Annotated in this window: 24 protein-coding genes; 11 read left to right on the top strand and 13 right to left on the bottom strand. The window is 60.3% G+C overall.

Features of this window, described 5'->3' with window-relative positions:
• Window positions 1-214: 214 nt before the first annotated feature.
• A complete protein-coding gene (locus FSO04_RS13875; RefSeq protein WP_154560227.1) occupies window positions 215-1,201 on the bottom strand; it encodes a helix-turn-helix domain-containing protein in 987 nt (328 codons plus the stop codon).
• 94 nt (window positions 1,202-1,295) lie between these two features.
• On the opposite strand from FSO04_RS13875, the gene FSO04_RS13880 reads away from it, so the two are divergent.
• From FSO04_RS13880 to FSO04_RS13895, 4 genes are all read left to right on the top strand, one after another.
• Entirely contained in the window at window positions 1,296-2,540 is a 1,245-nt protein-coding gene (locus FSO04_RS13880) for a DUF1479 domain-containing protein (RefSeq protein WP_154560228.1), read from the top strand.
• A 103-nt stretch (window positions 2,541-2,643) separates the two neighbouring features.
• Window positions 2,644-3,891, top strand: a complete 1,248-nt coding sequence (locus FSO04_RS13885) for an ABC transporter substrate-binding protein (RefSeq protein WP_154560229.1) — start codon at window positions 2,644-2,646, stop codon at window positions 3,889-3,891.
• 65 nt (window positions 3,892-3,956) lie between these two features.
• On the top strand, window positions 3,957-4,985 hold the full coding sequence (locus FSO04_RS13890) for an aldo/keto reductase (RefSeq protein WP_154560230.1): 1,029 nt from the start codon (window positions 3,957-3,959) through the stop codon (window positions 4,983-4,985).
• Window positions 4,986-5,026: 41 nt separating this feature from the next.
• Window positions 5,027-5,458, top strand: coding sequence for an SRPBCC family protein (locus FSO04_RS13895; protein ID WP_154560231.1), 432 nt, complete (start codon window positions 5,027-5,029; stop codon window positions 5,456-5,458).
• A 17-nt stretch (window positions 5,459-5,475) separates the two neighbouring features.
• Here FSO04_RS13895 and FSO04_RS13900 read toward each other — a convergent pair whose 3' ends face one another.
• From FSO04_RS13900 to FSO04_RS13920, 5 genes are all read right to left on the bottom strand, one after another.
• Window positions 5,476-6,222, bottom strand: coding sequence for an SDR family oxidoreductase (locus FSO04_RS13900; protein ID WP_154560232.1), 747 nt, complete (start codon window positions 6,220-6,222; stop codon window positions 5,476-5,478).
• A gap of 62 nt (window positions 6,223-6,284) precedes the next feature.
• Window positions 6,285-6,869, bottom strand: a complete 585-nt coding sequence (locus FSO04_RS13905; RefSeq protein WP_154560233.1) for a TetR/AcrR family transcriptional regulator — start codon at window positions 6,867-6,869, stop codon at window positions 6,285-6,287.
• Between the two features lie 146 nt (window positions 6,870-7,015).
• On the bottom strand, window positions 7,016-7,903 hold the full coding sequence (locus FSO04_RS13910) for a LysR family transcriptional regulator (protein WP_154560234.1): 888 nt from the start codon (window positions 7,901-7,903) through the stop codon (window positions 7,016-7,018).
• Between the two features lie 105 nt (window positions 7,904-8,008).
• The gene (locus FSO04_RS13915; RefSeq protein ID WP_154560235.1) at window positions 8,009-9,319 is read right to left on the bottom strand and encodes an MFS transporter; all 1,311 of its coding nucleotides are present in this window, start codon (window positions 9,317-9,319) and stop codon (window positions 8,009-8,011) included.
• A gap of 98 nt (window positions 9,320-9,417) precedes the next feature.
• Window positions 9,418-10,707 (bottom strand): M20/M25/M40 family metallo-hydrolase, encoded by a 1,290-nt coding sequence (locus tag FSO04_RS13920; protein ID WP_154560236.1) that lies wholly within the window; start codon window positions 10,705-10,707, stop codon window positions 9,418-9,420.
• A 163-nt stretch (window positions 10,708-10,870) separates the two neighbouring features.
• Between FSO04_RS13920 and FSO04_RS13925 the strand changes: the two genes are divergently transcribed.
• Complete coding sequence (locus tag FSO04_RS13925) at window positions 10,871-11,410, top strand: GNAT family N-acetyltransferase (protein ID WP_233464842.1); 540 nt, start codon at window positions 10,871-10,873, stop codon at window positions 11,408-11,410.
• Window positions 11,411-11,482: 72 nt separating this feature from the next.
• Here the strand turns inward: FSO04_RS13925 and FSO04_RS13930 are convergent, their stop codons facing one another.
• Together FSO04_RS13930 and FSO04_RS13935 are read right to left on the bottom strand one after the other, a co-directional pair.
• Window positions 11,483-11,767, bottom strand: a complete 285-nt coding sequence (locus FSO04_RS13930) for a cupin domain-containing protein (RefSeq protein WP_154560237.1) — start codon at window positions 11,765-11,767, stop codon at window positions 11,483-11,485.
• 263 nt (window positions 11,768-12,030) lie between these two features.
• The gene (locus tag FSO04_RS13935; RefSeq protein ID WP_154560238.1) at window positions 12,031-13,248 is read right to left on the bottom strand and encodes an FAD-dependent monooxygenase; all 1,218 of its coding nucleotides are present in this window, start codon (window positions 13,246-13,248) and stop codon (window positions 12,031-12,033) included.
• 173 nt (window positions 13,249-13,421) lie between these two features.
• Between FSO04_RS13935 and FSO04_RS13940 the strand changes: the two genes are divergently transcribed.
• Window positions 13,422-14,366: a LysR family transcriptional regulator gene (locus FSO04_RS13940; protein WP_154560239.1), complete on the top strand. Its 945-nt coding sequence runs from the start codon at window positions 13,422-13,424 to the stop codon at window positions 14,364-14,366.
• A 36-nt stretch (window positions 14,367-14,402) separates the two neighbouring features.
• On the opposite strand, the gene FSO04_RS13945 is transcribed toward FSO04_RS13940, so the two are convergent.
• Together FSO04_RS13945 and FSO04_RS13950 are read right to left on the bottom strand one after the other, a co-directional pair.
• On the bottom strand, window positions 14,403-15,020 hold the full coding sequence (locus tag FSO04_RS13945; RefSeq protein WP_233464843.1) for a glutathione S-transferase family protein: 618 nt from the start codon (window positions 15,018-15,020) through the stop codon (window positions 14,403-14,405).
• A gap of 39 nt (window positions 15,021-15,059) precedes the next feature.
• A complete protein-coding gene (locus FSO04_RS13950; protein WP_154560240.1) occupies window positions 15,060-15,827 on the bottom strand; it encodes an SDR family NAD(P)-dependent oxidoreductase in 768 nt (255 codons plus the stop codon).
• Window positions 15,828-16,036: 209 nt separating this feature from the next.
• On the opposite strand from FSO04_RS13950, the gene FSO04_RS13955 reads away from it, so the two are divergent.
• Entirely contained in the window at window positions 16,037-16,969 is a 933-nt protein-coding gene (locus tag FSO04_RS13955; protein WP_168435676.1) for a LysR family transcriptional regulator, read from the top strand.
• A 35-nt stretch (window positions 16,970-17,004) separates the two neighbouring features.
• On the opposite strand, the gene FSO04_RS13960 is transcribed toward FSO04_RS13955, so the two are convergent.
• Window positions 17,005-17,961: a LysR family transcriptional regulator gene (locus FSO04_RS13960; protein WP_154560241.1), complete on the bottom strand. Its 957-nt coding sequence runs from the start codon at window positions 17,959-17,961 to the stop codon at window positions 17,005-17,007.
• Window positions 17,962-18,092: 131 nt separating this feature from the next.
• On the opposite strand from FSO04_RS13960, the gene FSO04_RS13965 reads away from it, so the two are divergent.
• Together FSO04_RS13965 and FSO04_RS13970 are read left to right on the top strand one after the other, a co-directional pair.
• Window positions 18,093-18,923, top strand: coding sequence for a class I SAM-dependent methyltransferase (locus FSO04_RS13965; RefSeq protein WP_154560255.1), 831 nt, complete (start codon window positions 18,093-18,095; stop codon window positions 18,921-18,923).
• Window positions 18,924-19,075: 152 nt separating this feature from the next.
• Complete coding sequence (locus FSO04_RS13970) at window positions 19,076-19,600, top strand: hypothetical protein (RefSeq protein WP_154560242.1); 525 nt, start codon at window positions 19,076-19,078, stop codon at window positions 19,598-19,600.
• A 22-nt stretch (window positions 19,601-19,622) separates the two neighbouring features.
• On the opposite strand, the gene FSO04_RS13975 is transcribed toward FSO04_RS13970, so the two are convergent.
• A complete protein-coding gene (locus FSO04_RS13975; RefSeq protein WP_154560243.1) occupies window positions 19,623-20,396 on the bottom strand; it encodes an SDR family oxidoreductase in 774 nt (257 codons plus the stop codon).
• A gap of 130 nt (window positions 20,397-20,526) precedes the next feature.
• Between FSO04_RS13975 and FSO04_RS13980 the strand changes: the two genes are divergently transcribed.
• Entirely contained in the window at window positions 20,527-21,447 is a 921-nt protein-coding gene (locus FSO04_RS13980; RefSeq protein WP_168435677.1) for a LysR family transcriptional regulator, read from the top strand.
• Between the two features lie 64 nt (window positions 21,448-21,511).
• Here FSO04_RS13980 and FSO04_RS13985 read toward each other — a convergent pair whose 3' ends face one another.
• Window positions 21,512-23,197: a phospholipase C gene (locus tag FSO04_RS13985; protein WP_154560245.1), complete on the bottom strand. Its 1,686-nt coding sequence runs from the start codon at window positions 23,195-23,197 to the stop codon at window positions 21,512-21,514.
• A 505-nt stretch (window positions 23,198-23,702) separates the two neighbouring features.
• Between FSO04_RS13985 and FSO04_RS13990 the strand changes: the two genes are divergently transcribed.
• A complete protein-coding gene (locus FSO04_RS13990; RefSeq protein WP_233464844.1) occupies window positions 23,703-24,383 on the top strand; it encodes a MarR family winged helix-turn-helix transcriptional regulator in 681 nt (226 codons plus the stop codon).
• Window positions 24,384-24,645 lie beyond the last annotated feature (262 nt).

A 24,645-nucleotide genomic window follows, 5' to 3' on the forward strand; every position in this document is an offset into this window, starting at 1 on the left:
CACTTGGCCTGTCGCCGCAGTGACGATGCACGGCGGGTGATTCGCCGATCCTTCCTAAACGGGAACTACTGCGATGTCGTTGACGGAGTTTCCCCAGACAGTGTGTTTTTTGATAAAAATTAACACTATGTTCGGTGCGGGGTAACGTTCGCGATGTTGCTCGCCGAACGACATCGAAGGGCGGAAACGGGGCGCAGATTGCTATCTGCCGGGATCAGGCGCGGTACTGGCCAGCAATCTCTTCGTCGTTTCGCTCGCCCGCTAATTTGCGCTTCTTTTGAAGTGACGGAGACCGTTCGGTCAAGCGAACCGCTGCGTCCTCATCCGGAGAACCCGCAGCCGCGAACTGCCGCCGATATTCGGCCGGCGTCGCCTGCTTTGCGGCCCTGAACTGTCGATTGAAATTGGCGACGTTCGCGAAGCCCGACCGAGCAGCGATGACGGCAACCGGCAGGGAGGTGTCAACCAGCATTCGGCACGCGTGACCAATACGAACCCGGGTGATATACCGGCCGACGCTCTCACCAATATGCCGAACAAAATAACGCGTGAGCGAGCGTTCCGACAGGCTGGCGGCCGCGCAGAGTTCTGACAGTCGCAACGGTTCGGCAAAGCGCGCGTCAATCATCGAAAGGACCCGGTTGATCCGTTCGGGCTCGTGGCCAGACGGGCCGGTGGACGCCTCGTTGAAAGCACTCGGCGAGGCGAGCGGCTGGCCCGGCGCGTCGGCAAGCGTGCACATAATGTCGAGGGCGGCGCCAAGGCGGTCGCGCGCCACGCTCGATAGCAATGGTTCCAGGCGCTCGCGCATCCATTTGCCGGCAGGCGGCTCGAAGGCCAGCCCACACGCGGCCCTGCGTAACAGCTTGCGCAGCGGCTCGTATTCGGGGCAACAATCCGCCATACGCCGCGCCCAATCGCCGTCGAACCAGATGACGATGGCGACCTGTGGCGAGGATGGATCGATTGAACGATTCGACGCCCAGGTGTGCGGAAGATCCGGCGGCACGAGGACCAGATCCTCAGCCTCGTATTCGTTGACAGAGTCGCCGATGTAGCGCTTGCCATGACTGTTCATCGTCAGCGTTAACTCGTACTCCGGATGGTGATGCCACTCGAACGGAATGCGCGGGAGCCGCCGATGGTAAACCCGCACCGAACAGTCCCCACCGAAGTCGACATGCTCATAGGCTGGTTTCATGGCCGAATACGCAAAAAGATTGCCTGAATAGTATCACCCAGCCACGCATGCGCGTCATATCCTCGGGGCATATCAAATCCCTACGGAGACAGTCATGGCGTTGAAAATCGACGATTTGCCGAGCGCAATCCGGCAAGCGAAAAAGGAGCTGCGCGCGGCGTTGCCGAACTACCGGCAGGTCTTTGCCGAAGTCGAAGAGGCGATCAGCACCGAAGCGAGGCGAATTGCCAGCCAGAGGGATCGTGGAGAAGACGTCATCCCCGAGATTCAGTTTTCCGATATCGCCGAACAACGTGTCGCTGCGGACCAGATCGCGGTCGTCAAGGCGCGTGGCGCATGCGTGATCCGTAATGTCTTCCCCCGTGCGCTGGTGCAGAGTTGGGACGAGGATATTGCCAACTATGTCGAGCGCAATCATCTCGACAAGCACTTGGAAAACCGCGCTGAAGACAAATACTTTGGCCAGCTCGCGTCCAGCAAACCGCAGATCTATGGGGTGTACTGGTCGAAGCCGCAAGTGCTGGCCCGTCAGTCAGCGTCACTAACCGAAGCACGTGTATTCCTGAACCGGCTATGGCGCAATGAGAGCGGCGGTCAGGTGCACTTCGATCCGGAGCGCGTGCCGGTCTATGCCGATCGTCTGCGTCGCCGGCCGCCAGGCTCTGCGTCGCTTGGCCTGTCGGCGCATTGCGACGGCGGGTCGGTCGAGCGCTGGATCGAAAGCAATTTTCGGAAGGTGTACCGCCACGTGTTTGCCGGGAACTGGCGCGACTACGACGCGTTCGATGCGGCTTTCCGACCTGACGTGCAGGAAATCGCATCGCCGGCCGTATGTTCGATGTTTCGTACGTTCCAGGGCTGGACTGCCTTGACGCCGCAAGGCCCGGGCGACGGCACGCTGCAACTCGTGCCCATCGCCAATTCGATGGTGTACATCCTGCTACGCGCGCTTCAGGACGATGTCGCAGAGGACGACCTGTGCGGTGCAATGCCCGGACGGGCGCTGTCGATCAAGCCGGAATTTCATGCGCCATTGTTCGAGGCACTGTCGTCGATTCCCAAAATGGAAGCGGGTGACACCGTGTTCTGGCACAGCGATGTCATCCATGCGGTCGAAGACGAGCACAAGGGGGCGGGGTACAGCAACGTGATGTACATCGCCTCGGCGCCCGCGTGCGCCAAAAACGACGCTTATCTGAGGCGTCAGTTGCCGAGCTTCCTCAAGGGTGAAAGCCCGCCCGATTTTCCTGCTGACCATTTCGAAGTGGATTTCAGCGGACGCGCCATGGCTGACGACCTGACACCGCTCGGCAAGTCGCAACTTGGGTTTGACCTGTAGATCGGTAAAGACGTTTGACACGTATGAAAACGGGCACGCATGCGCGTTCGACCTGGCCTCGAACGCGCCGCTCGATCAAATAACGAAAACTTCGGAGACTGCAATGAAACGATCACTCACGTCGGTTGCGACGGGTATTACGCTGCTCATGGCTGGAACTCATGCTGGTTTGGCCGCCGAACAGCTTTCGGTACTGCACTGGTGGACCTCTGGTGGCGAATCGAAAGCGATCCGGGTGCTGAAGGACGATATGACCAAACAGGGCTATGAGTGGAAGGACTTCGCCATAGCGGGAGGCGCGGGCGCGGCGGCCATGACGGCGCTGAAGACCCAGGTCATCTCGGGCAACGCACCATCGGCCGCGCAGATCAAGGGGCCTCTGATTCAGGATTGGGCCGATCAGGACATGTTGGTCAATGTCGATCAGTCCGCTACCGATTGGAAAGCGCATTCGCCGTCGCAGATAGATAGCTCCATGAAGGCAGGCGGTCACTATGTGGCTGCGCCGTTCTCGGTACACCGAATCAACTGGTTGTGGATCAACAAGGCCGACCTCGAAAAAGTCGGGGGCACGGCGCCCACGACGTGGCCGGAATTCTTTGCGCTCGCCGACAAATTTCGCGCAGCGGGCATCACGCCTGTCGCGCATGGTGGCCAGCCCTGGCAAGACATGACCATCTGGGAGACGGCCGTGCTTTCCCAAGGTCCGGATTTCTACCGGAAAGCCCTTGTTGACCTTGACCAGAAAACGCTGACTTCGCCGCAGATGGTGCAGGTGTTCGAGGTCGTCCAGAAGATCCGGAGTTACTTCGATAAGGGCTACCACGGCCGTGACTGGAATCTCGCGACGGCAATGGTCATTTCCGGCTCGGGCGGCATGCAGTTCATGGGCGACTGGGCGAAGGGCGAATTCGCCAATGCGAACAAGAAGCCAGACGCCGACTATATTTGCGCGGCCGCGCCGGGGACGTCGAATGCCTACACGTACACCGTGGATTCGTTCGCGTTCTTTCAGCAGAACGGTAAGAAGCAGGCGTCGCCCGGGCAGCTTGCGCTTGCCAAGACGATCATGTCCGTCGATTTCCAGCAGCAGTTCAGTCTCTACAAGGGTTCAATTCCTGTTCGGCTGGACGTTCCCATGGACAAGTTCGATAGCTGCGCCAGGAAATCATTCGCCGACGAGCAGGCCACGATTAAATCTGGCGCGTTCCTGCCTTCGTTGGCCTTCGGCAATCTTCAGTCGCCGGTTACTGCTGGCGCGATTACCGACGTCGTCACGAATTTCATGAACTCGAACGAGGACCCGAAAGAGGGGGTGCGCAAGCTTGCGGCTGCAGCGAAGATCAAGTAGACGGGCGTTGCGTGTCAGTCAGTCTGGAACGAATGGCTTCACTCCCATCGACAAAGGAGATAAAAATGAATCCGGTAGCAAAACGTAAATGGCCGCGTTCAGGGCTCGAGACGACCGTGATGGGTTTCGGCGCCGCGCCGATCGGCAACATCTTCAGGCCGATCAGTGAAGAGGATTCGGCTGCCTTGATCAAGGCAGCGTGGGAAGCGGGCGTGCGCTACTTCGACACCGCGCCGATGTACGGGCACGGGTTGAGCGAAGCGCGCTGCGGGCAAGGGCTGCGCTGGTATCCGCGCGACCAGTTTGTGCTGTCCACCAAGGTGGGGCGTCTGCTGAAGCCGCGCAAACGCGCCGAGATCAACTTTGAACCATGGGTCGACGGGTTGCCTTTCGAAACCGTTTTCGACTACAGCTACGACGGCACGATGCGTTCCATCGAAGACAGTCTGCAGCGTTTAGCGCTGGAGCACATCGATATCGCGCTGATTCACGACATCGACGTCTTTACGCACGGCGAGCGTCAGCCCGAGATGTTCGACGCGGCGATGGCTGGTGCGGCGAAAGCACTGCTGAAACTCCGTGACGAAGGGGTCGTGAAAGCGGTGGGGCTCGGCGTCAACGAATGGCAGGTCGCACACGAAGCCATTCGCCGGCAAGATTTCGACTGCCTGTTGCTGGCTGGCCGCTACACCTTGCTCGAGCAGGACGCGCTGGACGGTTTCCTGCCGCTGTGCGAAGAGCAGCAGGTGTCGGTCATTCTCGGTGGCGGCTACAACAGCGGCATTCTCGCGACGGGTGCGGTGCCAGGCGCGAAATACAACTATTCGCCCGCGCCGGAGCCCATTCTTGAACGCGTGCGCAAGATCGAGCAGGTATGTCAGGAATACTCGGTACCGCTCAAAGCGGCGGCGCTGCAATTCGTTCTCGCCCATCCCGCGATCCCGACCAACATCCCCGGCGTGCGTACGGTTGCACAACTGGAAGACAACCTGCAAACCTTCCGGGCTGAAATTCCACCGGCGTTCTGGGCCGAGCTGAAGCGCCGGGAACTGATCCGGCAGGATGCGCCGACTTCTCCTGTTGATATCCTTTAGCAAGCTCGCATATTATCTGTGCTCTTACTAGAGGATCTCACATGACCGACAGTACGCACGCCACTGCCTCCTATAGCCAGGAGACCACCGCATCGGCAGGAGTGATCTGGGAGTTCTTCGAGGCCGTTTCCGGTTGGAAGAATTGGAATACGGGTGTCCACGCCTGTTCCATTGATGGTCCTTTCGCTGTGGGCTCATGGCTAACCATGACGCTTCCTGACCAGGAGATCATCAAGTCGCAACTCGTCGAAGTCGATGGGCAGCATCTGTTCACAGACGAAACGATGCTTGGCGACGTTGTGGTTCGCGTGGTCCATGAAATCGAACCGCTACCTGGTGGGGGCAATCGCATCACCTACAAGATCAACGTAGTCGGGGAGAATGCGCACGACATTTGCGCTGACGTTTCTTCCGATTTTCCTGAAGTCTTGTCGGCGCTGGTCGCTCAGGCGGAAAATCGGGCAACGAAATAGAACAGGGCGCCAGACGGTTATAGCGCCATACCACCGTCGATGGTGAGGCTGGAGCCGGTCATGTAACCCGACTCCTTGCGGGCGAGGTAGGCAACCAGACCGGCAATCTCATCCGGATCGCCGGCGCGCTTAAGCGGAATGAGCGGCTTGATCGCCTCGATATGATCGGCCGTCATGTCCGTTACAGTTGGCCCGGGTTGAATGTTGTTGACTGTGATGCCCCGGCTGGCCAGGTCAACGGCAATACCTTTCACCATGACGGCAACCGCGGCCTTCGTCATTGAGTAAACGCTCGAGCCCGGATGTCCGCTACGCACCGCTGTGTTGCTGCCGATCGTAATGATCCGGCCGCCGTCAGAGAGACGCGCAGCAGCGGCCTGGATGGCAAGAAAGACACCACGCACGTTGATATCCAGCATGCGGTCAAGATCTTCCACGCTCACCGTCGCAATGTCACCAAGCTTCAAGATGCCGGCGTTGACAACCGCAATATCCAGTTTTCCGAAGTGATCCACGGTCTGCGCGACAGCTGCCTTGATCGCTGCCGGATCCGCGCTGTCAGCCTTGATTGCAAGGCCAGACTGTCCGGTAGCCTCAATTGCCCCAACCGTTTCCTCCGCTCGCTCCGGCGCCGAAACGTAGGTGATCGCTACATCGGCGCCCTCTCTTGCCAGACGTCTCGCTGCAGCCGCGCCAATACCGCGCGAGCCGCCAAAGACAATGGCAACCTTTCCGGTAAGTCCGTAGTTCTCGTTCACTAGCATCTCCGTTGTTGATAGATCAGTCCATAATTGGGCGAACAGCAACCACGTCAGGCTTTCACTGCCTAGCGCGGTCTGAAACGGTTGATTGCAAATCTGGCCTGTGCGCGCAGACTCCTGGCATCGCTACCTGCACGGGCGGCGAGCTGAATACCTTGCATTGTCATCTGCAAAAAGGCGGCGGCTTCGCGGGCCTCGATGGTGGGGTCGACTTCTCCGCATGCCTGTCCCTCACGTATGCGTTCGACCAGGCATCTGAAAAGCCTTGGACCTACTTTGCTCCGTAGCATCACAAGCTCCGGATCCGCAGACCCGAATTCACTGACCGCGTTGACACCCATGCACCCGAGTGCACGTATGCCGTCATCTTCGGCAATGAGGCCAAGCAAAAGCGCCTCAATACCGGCTAGTGGCGATGCGCTGCTTTTCAGGCGCTCCAGGTGACCCGCATTGCTTTCCCGTTGATATCGCTCCAGCGCTTCAAGGTAGAGCTTTCGTTTGTCACCGAACGCGTTGTAGAGACTCTGGCGCCCGATATTCATGGCCGCGAGCAGGTCTTCGGTTGAAGTCGAGGCGTAGCCTTTCGCCCAGAACACGCGTGTTGCGTGATCCAGTGCCTCGTCGCGATCGAACTCTCTAGGTCTAACCATGGCTCGAGGATATGTATTCTGGACTGATATGTCAATAACGAAGTTTTGCTACTGCTGCAGACGCCGGAGACGGTGCAGTAGGCCTTCTTCGATGCGCGGTATTCTCCGTGACTGGGGATCTGAACGCCCGCATTCAGCGTACGTTTTCATCCGAGTGCGCGAAACGTATTCCTGCACACTTGCATAAACTGTTCGACCAGCGCAGACCGCTCGCCGTTAATGGCCACGCTCGCAACGACCGGAATCGCGATTTCCGGTGCAAGCGGCACGACATTCAGCCCTTGAGCGCGTGCGGAAAGTGCCGCGATCTCGTCGACGATGGTCACGACTTTCGACCGCGCGGCGAGCGACACGAGGGAGTGATACGACTGCGCGGTGATGCTTGAGCGGACTGTGACCGAGAGTTCTTCGAGTCGTTTCGCCAATAGCCGCCCGAGTGGATCGGCCGGATCAGGTCCAATGATCTCGCGGCCTTCGAGCGCACTGATCTCCATGAAAGGCGCCTTTTTGAGGACGTCCGGGTGACCCACGCAAACGAGCCGGCTCGACGCCAGTTCGATCTCCTTGATGGCAGGATGCGACACGCTGTGATACAGCAGGCCGATATCGGCTTCCATCAGCGCGATGTTGGCGACTGCGGTTGCCGAGTAATCCGCGCGAATGGACAGCTTGACGCCTGGATGCAAGGCCTTGAATGCGAGTGCTGCGTCCACCACGACAGTCTGCGCCATGGCTGGGGCGGCCAGAATGCGGATCGACGATCCGTCCGTCCCGCCGCGCAGGTTTTCGGCGAGCCGTTGAACCGCCTGCAACTGCTCATCGAGCCGCATGATCTCGGGGAACAGCGTTTGCGCCTCCCGGGTCGGAATGAGCTTGCCGCGCACCCGTTCGAACAGCGGATAGCCCAACTGGCGCTCGGCGCTCTGCAGCGTTTGCGTGATCGCCGGCTGGGTGAGCGACAGGAGCGCGGCCGCGGCCTTGAGCGTTCCGGTCACGCGGATCGCGTTCACTACTTCGATGTGCCTGAGTCTCATTGGATCCCCGCCGGATGTCGGCCTTCGTCGGATTCAACAGATTCTAAAGCTCGACGGGCGTGCGATCCGGCGAATCAAAAAATGGAACGCGGAGAACCTGGGCCGTCAGGCGTTTTTCAGCACGTTCTCACGAGTAGAAGCAGGGGAGGTCCGCTTGCGAAAGTAGAGAATGCAGACTAGCGCGATGACGGCAGTGACCATGACGTAATAAGCAGGCACGAACTTGCTACCGGTCTCGTTTGCAATCCACGTGCAGATCATCAACGATAAACCGCCGAACACGGCGAAAGTCAGGTTATGGACAACCGCGATGCTGGTGGTACGCGTGCTAACCGGGAACAGCTCCGCGACGAACGCGGGCATCGCACCCTGGAACACCATCACGCACGATGTCAGTCCAGTGACGCAGAAAACATAGACGCCGACTGTGGGGGACGCGACCATCAGGTGAAATGCAGGAATCGTCAGGACAATGGTAAGCAGCGTGCCCGTCGTGATGAGCGCAAGCCGGCCGACACGATCTGACAGTGCGCCGAAGACCGGTGGCAATACGATCTGTGCGGCCGAATAGCCAATCGCACCCCACATCGAATCGACAGGGCTCATTCCCAACACCTTCTGCGCGTACAGCGGAATGAATACGCCCAACAGATAGTTCGTCGAAGCGGCGAGTGAATACAGGCCGATAGCCGCGGCGATCCGTGCTTTGGCCGTCGCGAACGTATCGCGGATCGGATTGCGTTCGTGACTGGATACCTTGAATTCGGGTGTTTCGTCGACACGCCGGCGAATCCAGTAGCCGAACGGCACGATCGCGAGGCCGATCAGAAACGGCACGCGCCAGCCCCACGATGCCAGCGTGTCCGGCGTCATCAGCTTGTTCGCACCGAGCCCGACGATACTCGCGAGGCCCGTGGCGAGGCCAATCCCGACCACCTGATAACTCGCAAAGTACCCCTTCATTCCCTTCGGTGCGTGCTCCGTGACGAAGGAGACGGTCGAGCCGAATTCGCCACCCGCGGAGAAGCCCTGCAGGACTTTGCCGAGCACGAGGATCAAGGTACCGACAACGCCGAATGTCGCGTAGGTGGGGGCGCAGGCGATCACGAGCGTGCCGATGCCCATCAGCCAGATGGTGAGCATCATGCCCGCCTTGCGGCCACGCCTGTCGCTGTATGCGCCGATAACCATCGCGCCGAGCGGCCGGATGAAATAGCTGACGCCGAAGGTTGCGGCAGCGGCGAGCATCGACGTGTAGGCGTCGCCCGTCGGGAAGAAAGCTTTGGCGATTATGACAGCCAGAAAGCCGTAGACGAACAGGTCGTAAAACTCGAGCATGTTGCCCACCAGCGCGGAGGCCAGGATACGGCGAAATTTTCTGCGTTGCTCAGGACTTGGAACTTTATCGGTGGACATGACATTTCCTTTTCCGATGCGAGGAGCGTAGGGCAGCGCTGCATCTGCGGCGCGTTCCGACGACGAGGGCAATGAAGTTCGTGACAGGCGCGGCCGGTTTAGAGGCCGGCTGGTGCGCTCAGATAGTCGAAAGCAGTGAGCACGAAGATTTCACCGAGCGCGCGCAATTCGTCTACGTACACGTGCTCGTCGGACGAGCCCATGTTGTAGGACGTCAAGCCGCAGACCACGGTGGGTACGCCGTGCTGCCGGTAAAGGCGCGCATCGGAGGCGCCGACACGCATGTTGACCACCGGTTGTGTGCCGAGCTTCGCCGCGCAATGGCGGCTGAGTGTTTGAATGATCTCGTGATCGGGCGCGGTCCAACTCGGTTCGTAGCGTCGCGTGATCTCCAGCGAGACGCCGGGATGGCGCACAACGATTTCCTTGATGCGGCTTTCGATCTCCGCGACTGAAACGCCGACCGGCAAGCGGATGTCGGCGGTAGCGGTGGCGTGGTCCGCGATCAGATTCGACAGACGTCCACCGCTGACCGTACCGAATGTGATGGTGACCTGGCGCAGAACGTCGCTCTCTCCCGCGCCGGAGATAAGTTCAGATGTTTCGCTCGAACGGGCGATGGCGGCGAGGACTTCGCCCGGCGCGTTCACCGGGTAGTCGCGCACCGATTTGAGTTCGTGGATAGCGTCGAGAATTTTCTCGATTGCGCTATCGCCCTTATGCACATGGGCCGCGTGTGCCGACTTGCCGCTTGCATCGAGACGCAGCCAGATCATGCCTTTCTCGCCGAAACGCAGCACGTTGGGCGAGCCGGTGTCGGCGCTGATCATCGCGTCGCCGGCTGCGTGCGGCACATGATTCAACAGATAGCCTGTCCCTTCCGTGCCCATGCTTTCTTCATCGCCAGCGAAGGTGGCGACGACTTCGCCCGCGAACGAGTCGCTCACAGCGGCGAGCTGACGCAAGGCGAACACGATGGCGGCGACCCCGCCCTTCATGTCTGACACGCCCAGTCCGTAAAGCTTTCCGTCGCGTTCCTGACCGTTCGGATCGGCCGACCATTGATGGGCATTCACGAGCGGGAAGGTGTCGAGGTGGCCGTTGAAAACCAGCCGACGCCCAGGGCGCGCACCACGCACGCGCACCACGAGGTTCATGACATGCGGGAGCGTACCGAATCGCTCGACTTCCGCGCCGGAGCCTTCGAACATTGCCTCGATCCGGTCGACGACCGCGTGAGTATTGCCGGGCGGGTAGGCGCTGGGAACGGCTACCAGGGCGCGTGCGAGATCGACGATCTGGTGGCTGGATCGGGACGCGGCGTCCGCGAGGGTGCTACGCAAACGGGTAATCTCGGCATCGCCCGAGACCAGGGCATCGGCTACCATTTCTGACCTCCATTGGATTAGCGCGCTGCAAGCCGGAGGGCAGGCCGCGCCATTGATCCGATAGTCGGTAGCCGAATTGTTCGCGTCTAATCAGCCAAAAACGTGGGGGTATAAGTAAAAGTTAATTGGCGATGGGAGGGCATGGCTGTCGATGCGTTGCGGCTTGCTGGTCAAAGCCGGAGCGTTGCCTTATGAAAGAGCTACCATATTCACGACCACGCTTTCTGCCGAATACTTGCGAAACATGACAATGCATCCCGATCCCCGCCTCGCCGTTCTTGCCGACCTCCAAGCTATTGAGGAAATCGTTAGACAGGCCTACTCGCCTTATATCTCTCGTATCGGGCGGCCACCGGGACCGATGCTGGACGACTATGAAGTCTTGATCGGCGAGGGCAGAGTCTACGTTGTCGAGCTGGAAGGCGCCATACAGGGCATTGTTGTGCTCATCCCGGAGCAGGACGCGATGCTACTGGACAACGTGGCCGTAGCACCTGCTGCCAAGGGAACGGGACTAGGCCGCAGCCTGCTGGAATTCGCTGAACGCTCGGCCAGAGTGGCCGGCTGTCGCGTCATCAGGCTCTACACGCACGAGAGCATGACGGAAAATATCGCGCTTTACTCTCGCATCGGCTATACGGAGACGCACCGGGCCGAGGAGAAAGGTTTAAAGCGGGTGTTCATGGTTAAGCACTTGGCCTGATTGAGCCGCTCGTCATCCGGCTGAGTTCGACCACAAGTGGCTATTCGTCTGTGCCTTTCGTCAGGAGCTGCCTCAGCGAATCTCCACCTCGATAAATACCACCTCGTGGTCGGTCGCGTTGACGACGTTGTGTTCCACTCCCTTCAACCCCGCGTAACTTTGCCCGGCGCGCAACTGCGATTCCCGGTTGCCTTGTGATGTCTCGAGGAGAAGTTGACCATCCGTTTGCGGTACCACGACATAGTCATGTCCATGAACATGCCAGCCGGTCTCAGCACCGGGCGCAAATCGCCACTCGGTGACAATCACGCGTTCATTCAATACCTGCTGCGTTGGAACTGCCTGCGGACGATCCATGAGAGTTTTCTCAGCGAAGTGGGCGACGAAGTTCGTCGGATAGCCGTTACGCCGCACCGATAGACGCGCTATCGCCCTTTAATGGCGACTCCACCGTGCGTCAGCATGCTGCGGGGCTCAATACAGCGATTGACCATTCTGAAGCTGAAGCCTTTCGTTTGACATGTACAGTGCCTTTGCGCCTACCAACACAGTTGCATTCGCCTATGCGATACAAGACGGGCGGCTCCTCCGAGTGCTATCAACCGTAAAGCAGGACTTACTCAAAGCCAGGTGCCACCCTGCCGCTCACTCGGTTCTTCCGTAAGCGCATCGAAATCGTGAATCCAGTCCAGGTGGTTCAACACGCTGTCGCGCGCGCCGAGGCGGGCGTTGCGGGCCTGCGCCGCCGGCCCGTCGGGCAAATGCAGCACGTCTGCAGTGGTGATCGACGCGTACTGCACCTTGCGCGTGCGGCCCCGGCGTAGACGCTCGTAGGCTTCCTGCGCCGCGCGCCAATTGCCTGGACCCGCCGCGGCCAATTGAGCGGCCAGCACCACCGCATCTTCAATCGACTGATTGGCGCCCTGGCCGTGATGCGGCACAAGCGCATGCGCGGCATCGCCGATCAGCGTCACGCGGCCTTTGCTCCAGCGGCCGAGCGGGGGACGGTGGAACAATCCCCAGCGCTGACTGACCGGCACAGCCGTAATCATCTGCACGACGGCCGGATGCCAGTCCTTGAACAGACGGAGTTGTTCGCCCTCGCTGGCGGGCATGACCCAGTCGCGTAACGGCCACGGCGATGGATGCCGCTCGACCAGCAGGAAATTCTGGTCGCCTTTGTCGCCGATGGGATAGTGCAGCAGATGGCCGCCGGGTCCGACCCAGAACTGGATGGTCTCGGGATCGGGCAGCAGGTCCATGCGTTCAGCCGGCACCACACCGCGAAAGCCCGAGCAACCCGAATACAGGGCGTCGTCATAGCCAAGCATCCAGCGCCGCGTGATCGAGCGCGCCCCGTCGGCGCCGATCACGAGGTCGGCGTCGATGCGCTGACCGTTATCGAACGCAAGACTTACGCGATCCGCGTGCTGCATGAGATCGACCAGCCGATGGCTGAGCTTGATGCGCTCAAGGCCGACGGCTCTGGACAGTACCGCCTGCAGATCGGCACGATGAATGCCCCAGTACGAGCCGCCGAACAGCTCGCGAGAACTGGGCGTGCCGCGATGGTGACCGATGACCTCGCCGCTGCGTCCGTCGCGATAGACGAGGCCCGGCACCTCCGCGCACAGCTTCTCGAAGTCCGCACGCAGTCCCATGCGCTCGTAGAAGCGCGTTGCGTTGGCCGAGAGCGCGACGGCCGCGCCCACTTCGCGCAGCTCTTCGGTTTGCTCGTAGAGTTGCGCATCGATTCCGTGCTCGCGCAGCGCGAGCGCAAGCGTAAGGCCGCCGACGCCTGCGCCGACGATCGCAATCTTTAGATCCATCTGCTTCATGACTGTGTCTCCGATATCCAGATTTATGGGTGTGGTCCGCCATGGCATTTCCGGGCGCCATGTCGAATGCGCGTGCCGTGTCAGTATTTTCAGCACTAGACCTTCATTCCTCAATAAGATGAAATGAATCTACTTCATCACTGGATTGAATGAGACCCGGATAGGCGTGAATCATGGAACTGAGCGAAATCGACCTCAATCTGCTGCTGCTCTTCCAGCGGCTCATGCAGGAACGGCGCGTGGCGACCGTCGCCGAGCAGATGAACATGAGCCAGCCCGGCGTTAGCAACGCGCTCGCCAAGCTGCGTCGCCGGCTAGGCGATCCCTTGTTCGTGCGCGGGCCGGGCGGCGTGGTGCCCACGCCATTCGCGCTGCGTCTCGCGGAACCGGTCTCGCAGGCGCTCGCCACGCTGCACGCCGCACTCAATCCGGTGACGGGTTTCGATCCGCTGCGCGCGATGCGCACCATGACGATCGGCATGACCGATATCGGTGAAGTTGTTTTTCTGCCCGCGCTGCTCGAACGACTGTCGCACATCGCGCCGGGCGTCGCACTCAATACCGTGCGCGATACAAGCGTCAATCTGAGCAACGAAATGGCCGACGGCCGCGTCGATCTGGCCATTGGCTTGCTGCCGCAGCTCAAGGGTGGTTTCTATCAGCGCCGCCTGTTTGATCAGCGCTATGTCTGCCTGTTCAGGCGCGGGCATCCGCTCGAGGACGCGCCGCTCACGCTCGCTGCGTGGCGCGAGGCTGAGCATCTTGTAGTCGTGGCGGCCGGCACCGGCCACGGGCAGGTGGACGAATGGCTGAAACGGCGCGGTGTACAGCGTCAGGTGCGACTGACGGTGCCGCACTTCATGAGCGTGGGCTACATCCTGCAACGCACCGATCTGATCGCCACGGTGCCGGAGCGGCTTGCCCTTCAACTGGCAACCCCTTTCTCGCTCAGCCTGCGCGCGCTGCCCATGACGCTGCCCGCCGCACCGATCCATCTGCTTTGGCACACGCGAGTCCAGCAGGACGAAGGCAATCGCTGGCTGCGCGGGGTAGTGATCGATCTGTTTGCGGACACGGCAACGCCTGTCCGCAAAGCACGGGAGCAGCAAAAGAAATAGCACACGCGGCCGAAGCCGCGCGCGCTGTCCCTATCCCTATCCCTTGAAAGGTAGCGTACTGGAGAACGCGTCTATTTCCATCGCGCGCTCGGCCAATCGGGCAAGCTTGGGAAAAGCAGCCGGATGAACGACGTCGGGCATAAACGCCAATGATGCGGATTGCCAGGTAATCACGACCATCACATCGGCTTGAGACAGCGCATCGCCCACCAGCCAGCCGTTACTGGCTCTCGATTCGAGCATTTGAAATCCCGCCAACGCCTGCTCGCGCAGCGATGCGACGATCGTGGCGATCTGATGCTCGGGGGGACGGATCGACTCGTCATACATATCGCTGAGCTTTCCGTAGATCGCGGATGCGATACCGATGAACTGCAAAGCGTCGCGCCGATTCACGCCGGAGGGCGCGAGCAAGGCGCGTTCTGCTCCGACTTCTTCGTGCAGATATTCGATGATGCCTGTGCTGTCGTAGAGAATCGTGCCGTCGTCAAGCGCAAGCGCCGGCACCTTCACCATCGGGCTGTACGGACGGATAAGATCCTGCTGCTCATAGGCGTGATAGGGCAGATGCTCGAACGGCATGCCGAGCAGCTTTAGTGTGATGCCGACCCGGCGGGTATAGCCGGAAAACCATGGGCCGATAAGTTTCATCATTGACTCTTCGAAATTGACTGTGTTGAGGTTCGTGATCGTTTAGAACGCTTCTTTGAAGGGGCGCAGATCGAGTTCGTGCGTCCACGCGGAACGGTGCTGGCGGTGAAGCGACCAGAATGCATCGGCGATGGCGTCGATATCGAGCAGTCCGTCGAGGCCCTTCCGTTCGACATGCTCGGCGAAGCGCGTATGCACCCGTTCTCCGTCGATGCCACCGTCGATCACGACATGGGCGACGTGCAACCCGAGCGGGCCGAATTCGCGCGCCATGCTTTGAGCTAGCATGCGCAAGCCGGCCTTGCTCGACGCGAAGTGGGCGAAGTTTGGCAAGCCTCGAAGCGCGCCCGTCGCCCCGCTGAAAAGAATCGACCCTCGGCCGAGGGGCACAAAGCGCCGTGCGGCCTCGCGACCCACGAGAAACCCGCCAAAACAGTTGAGCCGCCAGAACGATTCGAAGACGTCCGCTTCCATCGTTCGCAGATCCAGAGGCTGGTTGTTACCTGCGTTGTAGGCAATGAGGTCGGCACTGCCGCCACGCTCGTCTGCCTGCATCGCGATGTCGAACAACCGGATCACATCCGCTTCGTTCGTCACGTCCATGACGACCGTGCTCGCGGAGCCGCCCGCCTCGACAATGCTCTCGCGTACCCGTTCGATCTTCGCTTCGGTGCGCCCCGCGATGATGACGTGACGCCCCTCTGCGGCGAATCGGCGAGACAGGCCCGCGCCGAGACCTTGCTCCGGCCCGACTCCGATAACCACCGCTTTCGGGCGGTCCGAGACATGCGTTTCTTTGGTGATAGACATGGATATTGCCCTGTTCAAGATGAACTTCGGCGTAGCTGCGAAAGCAGGGCGAAGACCGCTTGGGCCGTTCGACGCGCCGTTGAAGTTCGTGTGGCGATGGGTGAACGATACCGAGAACGTGCAGGCGGATAAATCGCTGCTACGATTCCACATTGTTTCTACAGTGAAACAATCAGGCAGGTTGGGTTGGGACAGCGAGGAGTCAGACCGTGGACAAGTTTCACGCCATGCAGGCGTTTATTCGAGTGGTCGAAAGCGGCACCTTCACCAAGGCTGCGCAGGTCCTCGATTTGCCGAAGACGGCCGTCAGCCGTCTGATCGCGTCACTCGAAGCCGAACTGGGCACAAAGCTGCTCAACCGCACGACGCGCAAGGTCTCGACGACAGCGGACGGCGCCGCGTACTACGAGCGCGCGCTACAGTTGATGAGCGATCTCGCGGAGCTCGAGGGCACGATGTCGCGCGCGAAGACCAACCCGCGAGGACGCTTGCGCGTCGATCTGCCCGTGCCATTGGCTCTGTCGGTGATACTTCCCGCGTTGCCGGCGTTCGTCGAGCGTTATCCGGACATCGAGATCGAGTTCGGGATCAGCGATCGTCCGGTCGACCTCATAGCGGAAAACGTCGATTGCGTCGTGCGCGCGGGGGAAATCTTCGATCAGTCACTCGTCGCGCGACAGATCGGCGCCGTTAAACAAATCCTGTGTGCGACACCAGCGTACTGGGACAGGCACGGACGGCCTTCGCATCCTTCGGACCTTGAGCATGGTCACGTCGTCATCCGAACCATTGCCTCGCGAACCAATCGACCGTTTCCGATTGTGGTGACGAAAGATCGTGAACGCGTGGAAGTACAGAACCGGCGCGGACTGACCGCCAACGACATCATGGCGTGTCTGACCATTGGCCTGGCGGGTCTCGGCGTCGTCCATGCGTTGACGTTTTCCGCCACAACACACCTGCAAAGCGGCGCACTCGAAGCGGTCCTGAGCGACTGGGTATCGGATCCCGTTCCCGTTTTTGTTGCCTATCAACCCAATCGGCACCTGAGCACGAAAGCTCGCGTGTTCATCGATTGGCTCACCGAACTGTTTGCGAACAACGAAGCGACCGCCAAGGGCAAGCGCGTCGCGAAGACGTAACGGATGTCACGCGTTGAAGGGATGTGTCGCCGTAGCTATGTCGACGATGGAAGACCAGGAGCTGACGTCACGTTGCCTTGGCCCGCCGGGCGGCTCTTCACATGATCAATGAATGCGCGCAACTTCGGCGTCATCTGCCGGCGGCCTGGATAGTAGAGAAACACGCCCGGTATCACCGGCGCGAACGGCTCCAGCACGTGCACCAGTTTTCCCGTCCTCAACCCTTCAGCGGCCATCGGCTCAGGCAACTGGGCAAGGCCCATACCTTCGACCGCCGCACCAAGCATGGTGGAAAAATCGTTGGCGATGAGCGGGCCGGATACGGCGATCTCGATCGCGTGGCCGTTGTCGTTGAATGACCATAGCGCAAGCGCGCCGCCGGATCGTCGCCACCGCAAGCATGCGTGTTGGCGCAGATCGTCCGTGTGCATGGGGCGGGTGCGCCCTGCGAAGTAAGCAGGGCTGCCCACGACGATGAGACGAAACGGCGGCGTCAACGGTACCGCGACCATGTCGGCGTCGACGAACTGACCGAGCCGGATTCCGGCGTCGAACCCTTCCGCTGCAAGATCGATCAGCTCCTTGCTGGTGGCGATCTCCACTTCGACCTCGGGATAAGCCTGGCAGAAGGATGCAATGAGTGGTTCCAGCAGGATCGGCACCACCGCGCGCGGCACTGAAAGACGCAACAATCCGGTGGGCCGTTGGCCAAGTCCGCGCGCCACCTCACTCGCGGCGACAAGCTCGTCGAAAGCAGGCTTTGCGTGCGAAAGAAACCGTTCGCCAGCTTCGGTGAGGCCGACGCTACGCGTGGTGCGTATGAAGAGCGCTGCGCCAATTCGCGCTTCAAGTACACGCACCGTCTGGCTGACGGCGGACGGTGTCACTCCGAGTTCCGCGGCTGCCCGGCGAAAACTGCGATGCTGGGCGACGCTCAGGAACACCTCCACGCCATCGAGCGCGCCTTGCCTGACTGTGAAGTTCTGCTTCATAGCCCGTCAACATTGTGATGAATAGTCGCTCGCGAGAGGCCATGGTACACCTACACCTGCAGACGAGGGGTCATGCCGATGTCGACTCGCAAGCCCTGAACAATCCGCTAAGACCGTGGAGGAACTCCGCAATGACTGATGCACTTGATGGCGTGCGAGATCACTATCGCGCGACCGGCCTGACCGAGCGGCTGAAGATGGCGCTCACGGTCTTTGGGCCGGAAGATCAGCGGCTCACACCGCAGCAACTGGGCGCCCTCGACCAGTTTCACACACGTGGGCTTGCTGCCACCACCGAGCTTGCCAAATTGGCCGGGATCACCGCCGATATGTCGGTGCTGGACGTCGGTTCGGGCATTGGCGGGCCGGCCCGTTTTCTGGCGGCAACCTATGGCTGCCGGGTGACGGGCATCGACCTCAGCGAACCGTTCGTGGATGCCGCACGCTATCTCACCCGGCGCACAGGGCAGAGCGAACAGGTTTCGTTCCATACCGCCAGCGCGCTGGAACTTCCCTTCGAAGGCAGCCGTTTCGACGCCGTATTGCTGCAGCACGTGGCGATGAACATCTCCGAGCGCGCACGTCTTTACCGCGAGATCGAACGCGTGCTGAAGCCATGCGGCAGGTTTGCGACGTTCGACGTCGTCGCAAACGGCAGCGAACCGTACTACCCCGTTCCCTGGGCGCGAACGCCGACAGCAAGCTTTCTCCTGACGGCCGATGCGACGCGCGAAGCGATCGAACAAGCAGGTTTCCGCACACTGGCATGGCAAGACGACACCGAGACCGCAAAGGCCTGGTTTACCCAGCAGCGCGCGTCAGGCCCGCTGCCCTCGCCAAATCTCGGCGTGGTGATGGGGCCGGACTTCGCAGAGCTTTTCACCAACCTGGCGCGAAATCTCCTGGAAGGCCGACTCGGCATTCTCACCGCGGTGTTCGAGGCCGCATCCACGAAGCCCTGAATTCACCTGGAGAACCGCTGATGGCCGCCACCCCTTGGTGCCAGGCTCGATCCTGCTGCACGCGCTCTCGCTGCGCCAGTTGATCCGACGACGCGCCGGCTGATCTCCTTCCTATCCTTCAACGCGCCCGACAACACCTGACTGGAGGCAACATGTCACCGGAACTTATCTTCCAAACGCAGCTTGTTCTGGGCTATGTCGCCTGGCTGCTTTGCTTTCGCGTATACATCTGGCCCAGGCTCAAGTCGATGGATCCATTCGAAGCGCAACGCGCCATCGCCACACTGCACAGCTTCCGTTTCTTCGGGCTGGTCTTCATGCTGCCGGGCGTCGTCAGTCCCGACCTGCCTGCCAGCTTCGCCGCGTTCGCCGCATACGGCGACTTCGCAACGGGCGTTCTGGCGATGCTGGCGCTACTCGCAGCAGGAAGACGCCCGCTCTTCTGGTTGTTTGTCGTGGCCTTCAATCTTGTGGGAACCACCGACCTCATCGTCGACTACGTCCACGCTATCCAGGCCGATCTTCCTGCGCGTGCAGGAGAGTTTTTTCGCACTACGTACGCGATTCCGATCATCTACGTGCCTGTGCTGATGATTACGCACGTTGCCGCCTTCTATCTGCTGCTGCGCTCTCGGCCTAAGGCGGCTCTGAGCTATTGGTCTTTCCGTAAGTCATGAATTTGGCCCCTTACTTGGTCGCTTATTTGGTCGTATAGCCACCGTTGATCAGAATGGTCTGCCCCGTAATCCACCACCCGTCGCTGACCAGATGGCGGATGAAGGGCACCACATCCCCTGGATCGGTCAAACCAGTCGTGGAGAACGGTGAAAGTGCGGCGGCGGTCTTGTGGTAAGCCACCGCGTCCGCGCCTTCGGCGGGATAGAAGAACGGCGTGTCCATGGGTCCGGGTCCGATGGCTGTCACCGAGATGCCGCGCGCGCCGAATTCCTTGGCCGCCGCGCGCGTGAAATGCTCGACCGGCGCCTTGGTGCCCGCATACGCAGCGTAAAACGGTGTGAACGCGCCAAGCAGCGACGTGACGAGCGTAACGATCTTGCCGTTGTCATTGACGTGCTTGCCTGCTTCCTTGAGGAAGAAGAACGCGGACTTTGAATTTACCGCCGTCATTTCATCGTACTCAGCCTCGGTGATGTCCACGAACGACTTCTTCAACACCTTGCCTACCGTATTGATCGCAATATCGGGGCGGCCGACGGCGGCGACAACATCCGCGAACAGCTTCTCGATCGCGCCGGCCGAGGTCAGATCGGCCTGGAAAGCGACCGCCTTGGCGCCGGCCGCCTCGATCGCGGCAAGTGTCTCGTCTGCTGCGGCCTTCGAACTCGCGCTGTTGTAGTGGATCGCCACTGCCTTGGCGCCTTGTGCGGCGAGATCCCGTGCAATCAGTCCACCGAGATTTTTTGCCCCGCCCGCAATGACGACGGTTTTGCCTTTGATGCTGTGGTTTGCCATGGTCCATCCCCAGTACCGAAGCCGCCCGATGCAGCCTCTCACTCTGCTGGATGATATATTCCAGGAAAATCATTTAAACCTACTGTTTCTGACATCACTGGTCAGAAAAGTCGAACAGTGGAAAAGGACCGTGGATCGTATTGACCTGTTTCGCGTGTTCGCGCGCGTTGTCGAATGCGCGAATTTCACGCGTGCGGCGGACACGCTCGGCTTGCCTCGCTCGTCGGTATCCGCGGCGATTCAGGAGCTGGAAGGGCGGATCGGCGCCCGGCTGCTGCATCGGACCACGCGTAAGGTGTCGCCGACTCAGGACGGCGCCGCGCTCTATGAGCGCTGCCTGCGCCTGATCGCCGATGTCGAGGAAACCGAGAACCTGTTCCGGCAGACATCGGTAGGACCGAGCGGCGTGCTGCGCGTCGACGTGCCGGGCCGTATCGGCCGGCTGATCATCGCACCCGCGCTGCCGGAAGTCCTCGTCGCGTTTCCGAAAATCGATATCGAGCTGGGCCTGACCGATCGCGCGATCGACCTTGTCGAAGAGCGCGTCGATTGCGCGCTTCGCGTGGGCAAGCTGCACGATTCCGGCACGATCGCGCGACCCATCGGCAATCTGCCGTTGATCAATGTTGCGAGCCCACGCTATTTGTCCCAGCGCGGCACGCCTCGCACGCCCGGCGATCTGGTAACCCACCAGGCCGTCCACTATGCGTCGCCATCGAGCGGCCGTATCGCGCCCTGGGAGTGGCTCGATGGCGAAACCGTGAGGACGTTGACAACGCAAGGCCGCGTGAGCGTCAACAGCGCCGAGGCGTATATCGCGTGCTGCCTTGCGGGACTCGGCTTGATCCAGATTCCTGCGTACGATGTGCAGCAGCATCTGCGCGCCGGCGAACTGATCGAGGTGATGCCCGAATACCGGGCTGCGCCGATGCCGATGACCTTGCTCTATCCGCACCGGCAGCATTTATCGCGCAGGGTTCAGGTGTTCGCCGACTGGCTCGAGGCGCTGCTGAAAGGGCAACTCGTTGGCGATTCAGGCGGAAGAAAATGAAGCGGCCCGGCGATAGCGGGCTGCAGCGCAAGACATTCATCGTCGCAAGGACAAGCGTTACGTGTCAGATGGATGGAGGCGTCTTGACGGGCAAGCCAGAGGTCGGATCGAGGTAGAGCCTGGTCTCCCGGTGCTCATCGTGGCGGCGGTTGAAATCGAACATACCCGTGATACTGCCCGCCTTCGCGTCGAACGAGCCGCCTCCGATCCGGTTGCCATCAAGCCAGTTGTCTTCGATGAAACGCACTACTGACGACTGATCGATCGGCGTATGGTCGACGTAGTTCTGTTTCGCCCATGGCGAAATCACAACAAACGGGATGCGGGTACCGGGACCGCACCGGCCGTTCACCGGTTTGCCATTCAACCCGTCGGGTCCGGTGCCTGAGCCGCAAATACCTGGGCCGGTCAACTGATCCGCGACCGAGTCGAACGAAGCGCTCGTCGGCAGCGCGTATGCGTGGTCGTACCAGCCGTCGGAGTCATCCCATGCCACGATAACGGCCGTGTCACGCCAATCCGGTTGCTGTTGCAGGAAGTTGACGACCTTCGTAACGAACGCTTGCTCGTCAAGCGGGTCCGAGTACCCGGCGTGACCGTCCTGATAGGCAGGCGCCTTCAGGAAGCTCACCGCAGGGAAATTGCCAGCTTGAACAGCACTATAGAAATCGTCGATATCGTACTGGTGATTCGCGGGATCGACGGTCGAGCGATGTGCCCCGTACGTATGCCCGATGGCCGACACCGAACTGGGACGCAAATGCTGCGGGTTTGACGTCGACGCGTAGTACTGGAACCAGTTGTGGTGCGGAATGTAGTCGGCCGTGGCGGCGCCGACCACTTGTGACGTTGTGCTGCGTGTGCAGCCTGTCGTTCCGTTGCTGTTCGTGGTCGACAGATTGAAGCCGCCCATGAAGCCGCCCCACGTAATGTTGCGCGCGTTGAGCAGGTCGCCGATGTTCTTACCGGTCATCTGCGCGGTATCGGTGGTACTCGAGCACAGGTCGTAGGCAGGATCGACGTCGTTGATCATCGTGAATCCGCCTTGGCCGTCGTTGACGTAATACGAGCCGGCCGTCGAGGGCTGCTTCGACGTCAGGACGACTTTCATGCCGTTGGTCTGTCCTGAGACGACTTCGAGCGCACCCGGCGTCGACGGACCATATGTCGATGTATAGGCGTTATCGCTCATCGCGAAGTTCTGCGCATAGTTCCAGAGCGCCGTGACCGTATTGCCGTCGTAGTAACCCATCACCTGGCCGGCCGTGCCGAACGCGCCGGCGCCGCCGCTGGTGCCGCGGCCCGTGTATTTCGGAAAGAGGTCTGCCTTGCCGTTATCGTATGCCTGCTGCTCAGCCGTATACGCATGGTTCTGGTCGGCTGTGGCCGCCTGCGTGCGATCGAGACGGAACGGATTGGCCGCGCCCGTGCCATTGGCGGAGTTCGTAAAGTTCGGGTTGGCCGTCAACAACGTGCCCGATAAGCCGTTCACCTCTGGCGTGCCGGCTTGCGCTGCAAACGCAGGTTCTCCAGGCGGATTTGCCGCATGCGGGTAGGTCGCGAAGTAGTGATCGAACGATACGTTCTCGCCATAGATCACTACCAGATGCTTAATGGGTGTGGCTGTATGGACTTCATCCCGCCGGGAGTCATGCTGGTCCCCGTCGTGGTCGTCGCTGGCGCTCCATGCAGCCGTCGTTGCAAGCGCAACAGCCGTGAGCGAAAAAAGGGCAATCCGACGCCAAAGCATTGTGTGGCTCCCAGTAGTGTTACGCAAAGATAACCGCGGCGCCCGGGACGGCTTATCCAACCTGCTTGACAACGCTGATCCGATCTGACAACAGGGGGCCACGCGGAGCTTGCATTACAACAAGCGCCAACCATTCAATCACGCACGTATGAATGATTGGCGTCAGGAAGCTTTCATGTTGTTTCGATTCGCGATCTGCGTATCGGGGAGCCAACTCGATCGTGGCTGGGAGGAGGTTAGTGATTGATCGGCATTCGGGCGGAGGCATTGTCAGATGCTGTGCCCGAACGTCGCCTAAAAGCGGTGAGTCTGGGAAGACCGCTCCTTGTGACGCACTAATCGCCGTTTCATCCTGCCTATTTACGGATCCGTCATTTCGATTTCGTCGAGGCAGGCGCTTGCGCCTCAGGCGACTAACGCCACGCCGCGAGGCCTTAACGTACAAGCTTCGCAACCCTTGTTACAATCGGTTGAAATTGTATGACCTTCCCAGGAAGCCTTCTAGATGAGCCAAACCGCCACGAAACGAGCCATGTCCGCTCGAACCCGCAAGAAGTCTGTCTCGACCCAGGCGGAGCCTGCCGTGCACCCACATTCTCCGGGTAGCAGCCATGTCGATTTCATCACCTTGCAGTGGCAGCGGGAATACAGAAATCTGGATCTTTCGAACTTCTTGCTCGCGATTTATTTTATGCGCCTCGGCACGCTTGTCGAACTTGCGTTTGACAAGATGACGCAAGAACTTTGGGGTGTCAGCGGGTCAGACATGCGTGTCCTGCTGGCGCTGCGTCGCAGCGGCCACCCGTATGCAAAGCGACCGACCGATCTGTATCGCTCGCTACTCGTTACCTCGGGCGCAATAACCAAGAAGATTGATCGGCTGGCGAGCCTTGGCCTGGTCGAACGCCAGTCCGATCCCAGTCACGGCGGTGGGTCGATCGTTCATCTGACCAGGAAGGGCCTGGACGTTGTCGAAAAAGCCATCGTGAAACTGGCGGAAGAGTCTTCCATCGCACCTGCGATGGCGCACTTTACGGAAGCCGAGCGGGCAAGCGGTACAGAGTTCTGTCTGCGCACGTTGGCCCTGTTAGAAGAATTGAACGCTCCCGCGATCGAAGACACCGAGAAGATTGCGCCGAAGTCTCGAACAAAAGCGGCGCGACAGCCATCCCGCAATAGTCGATAGTTGCATTGTTGACGGATCAAACGTCCAGCACCAACATCTGATTCAACGCCCTCGAGTAGCAGGTCACTGCTGTTGTCGGGCGTGAATGGCCGACAACAGCGCGGTGACTTCAAGCGTCCACTAACCTTTTAGAACCAGCCCTTTCAAGGTCTTTGCGCGGCAAACCTGGTAACCTGGCGACCTGTTCAAGGACGACGGGTACGAAGGGATGTTTGACGAGGTGATGAAGCGTTTCGAGCAGCAGGCACCGGTATGCGTGATG

This window comes from Paraburkholderia madseniana, assembly GCF_009690905.1.
Classification (GTDB): Bacteria; Pseudomonadota; Gammaproteobacteria; order Burkholderiales; family Burkholderiaceae; genus Paraburkholderia; species Paraburkholderia madseniana.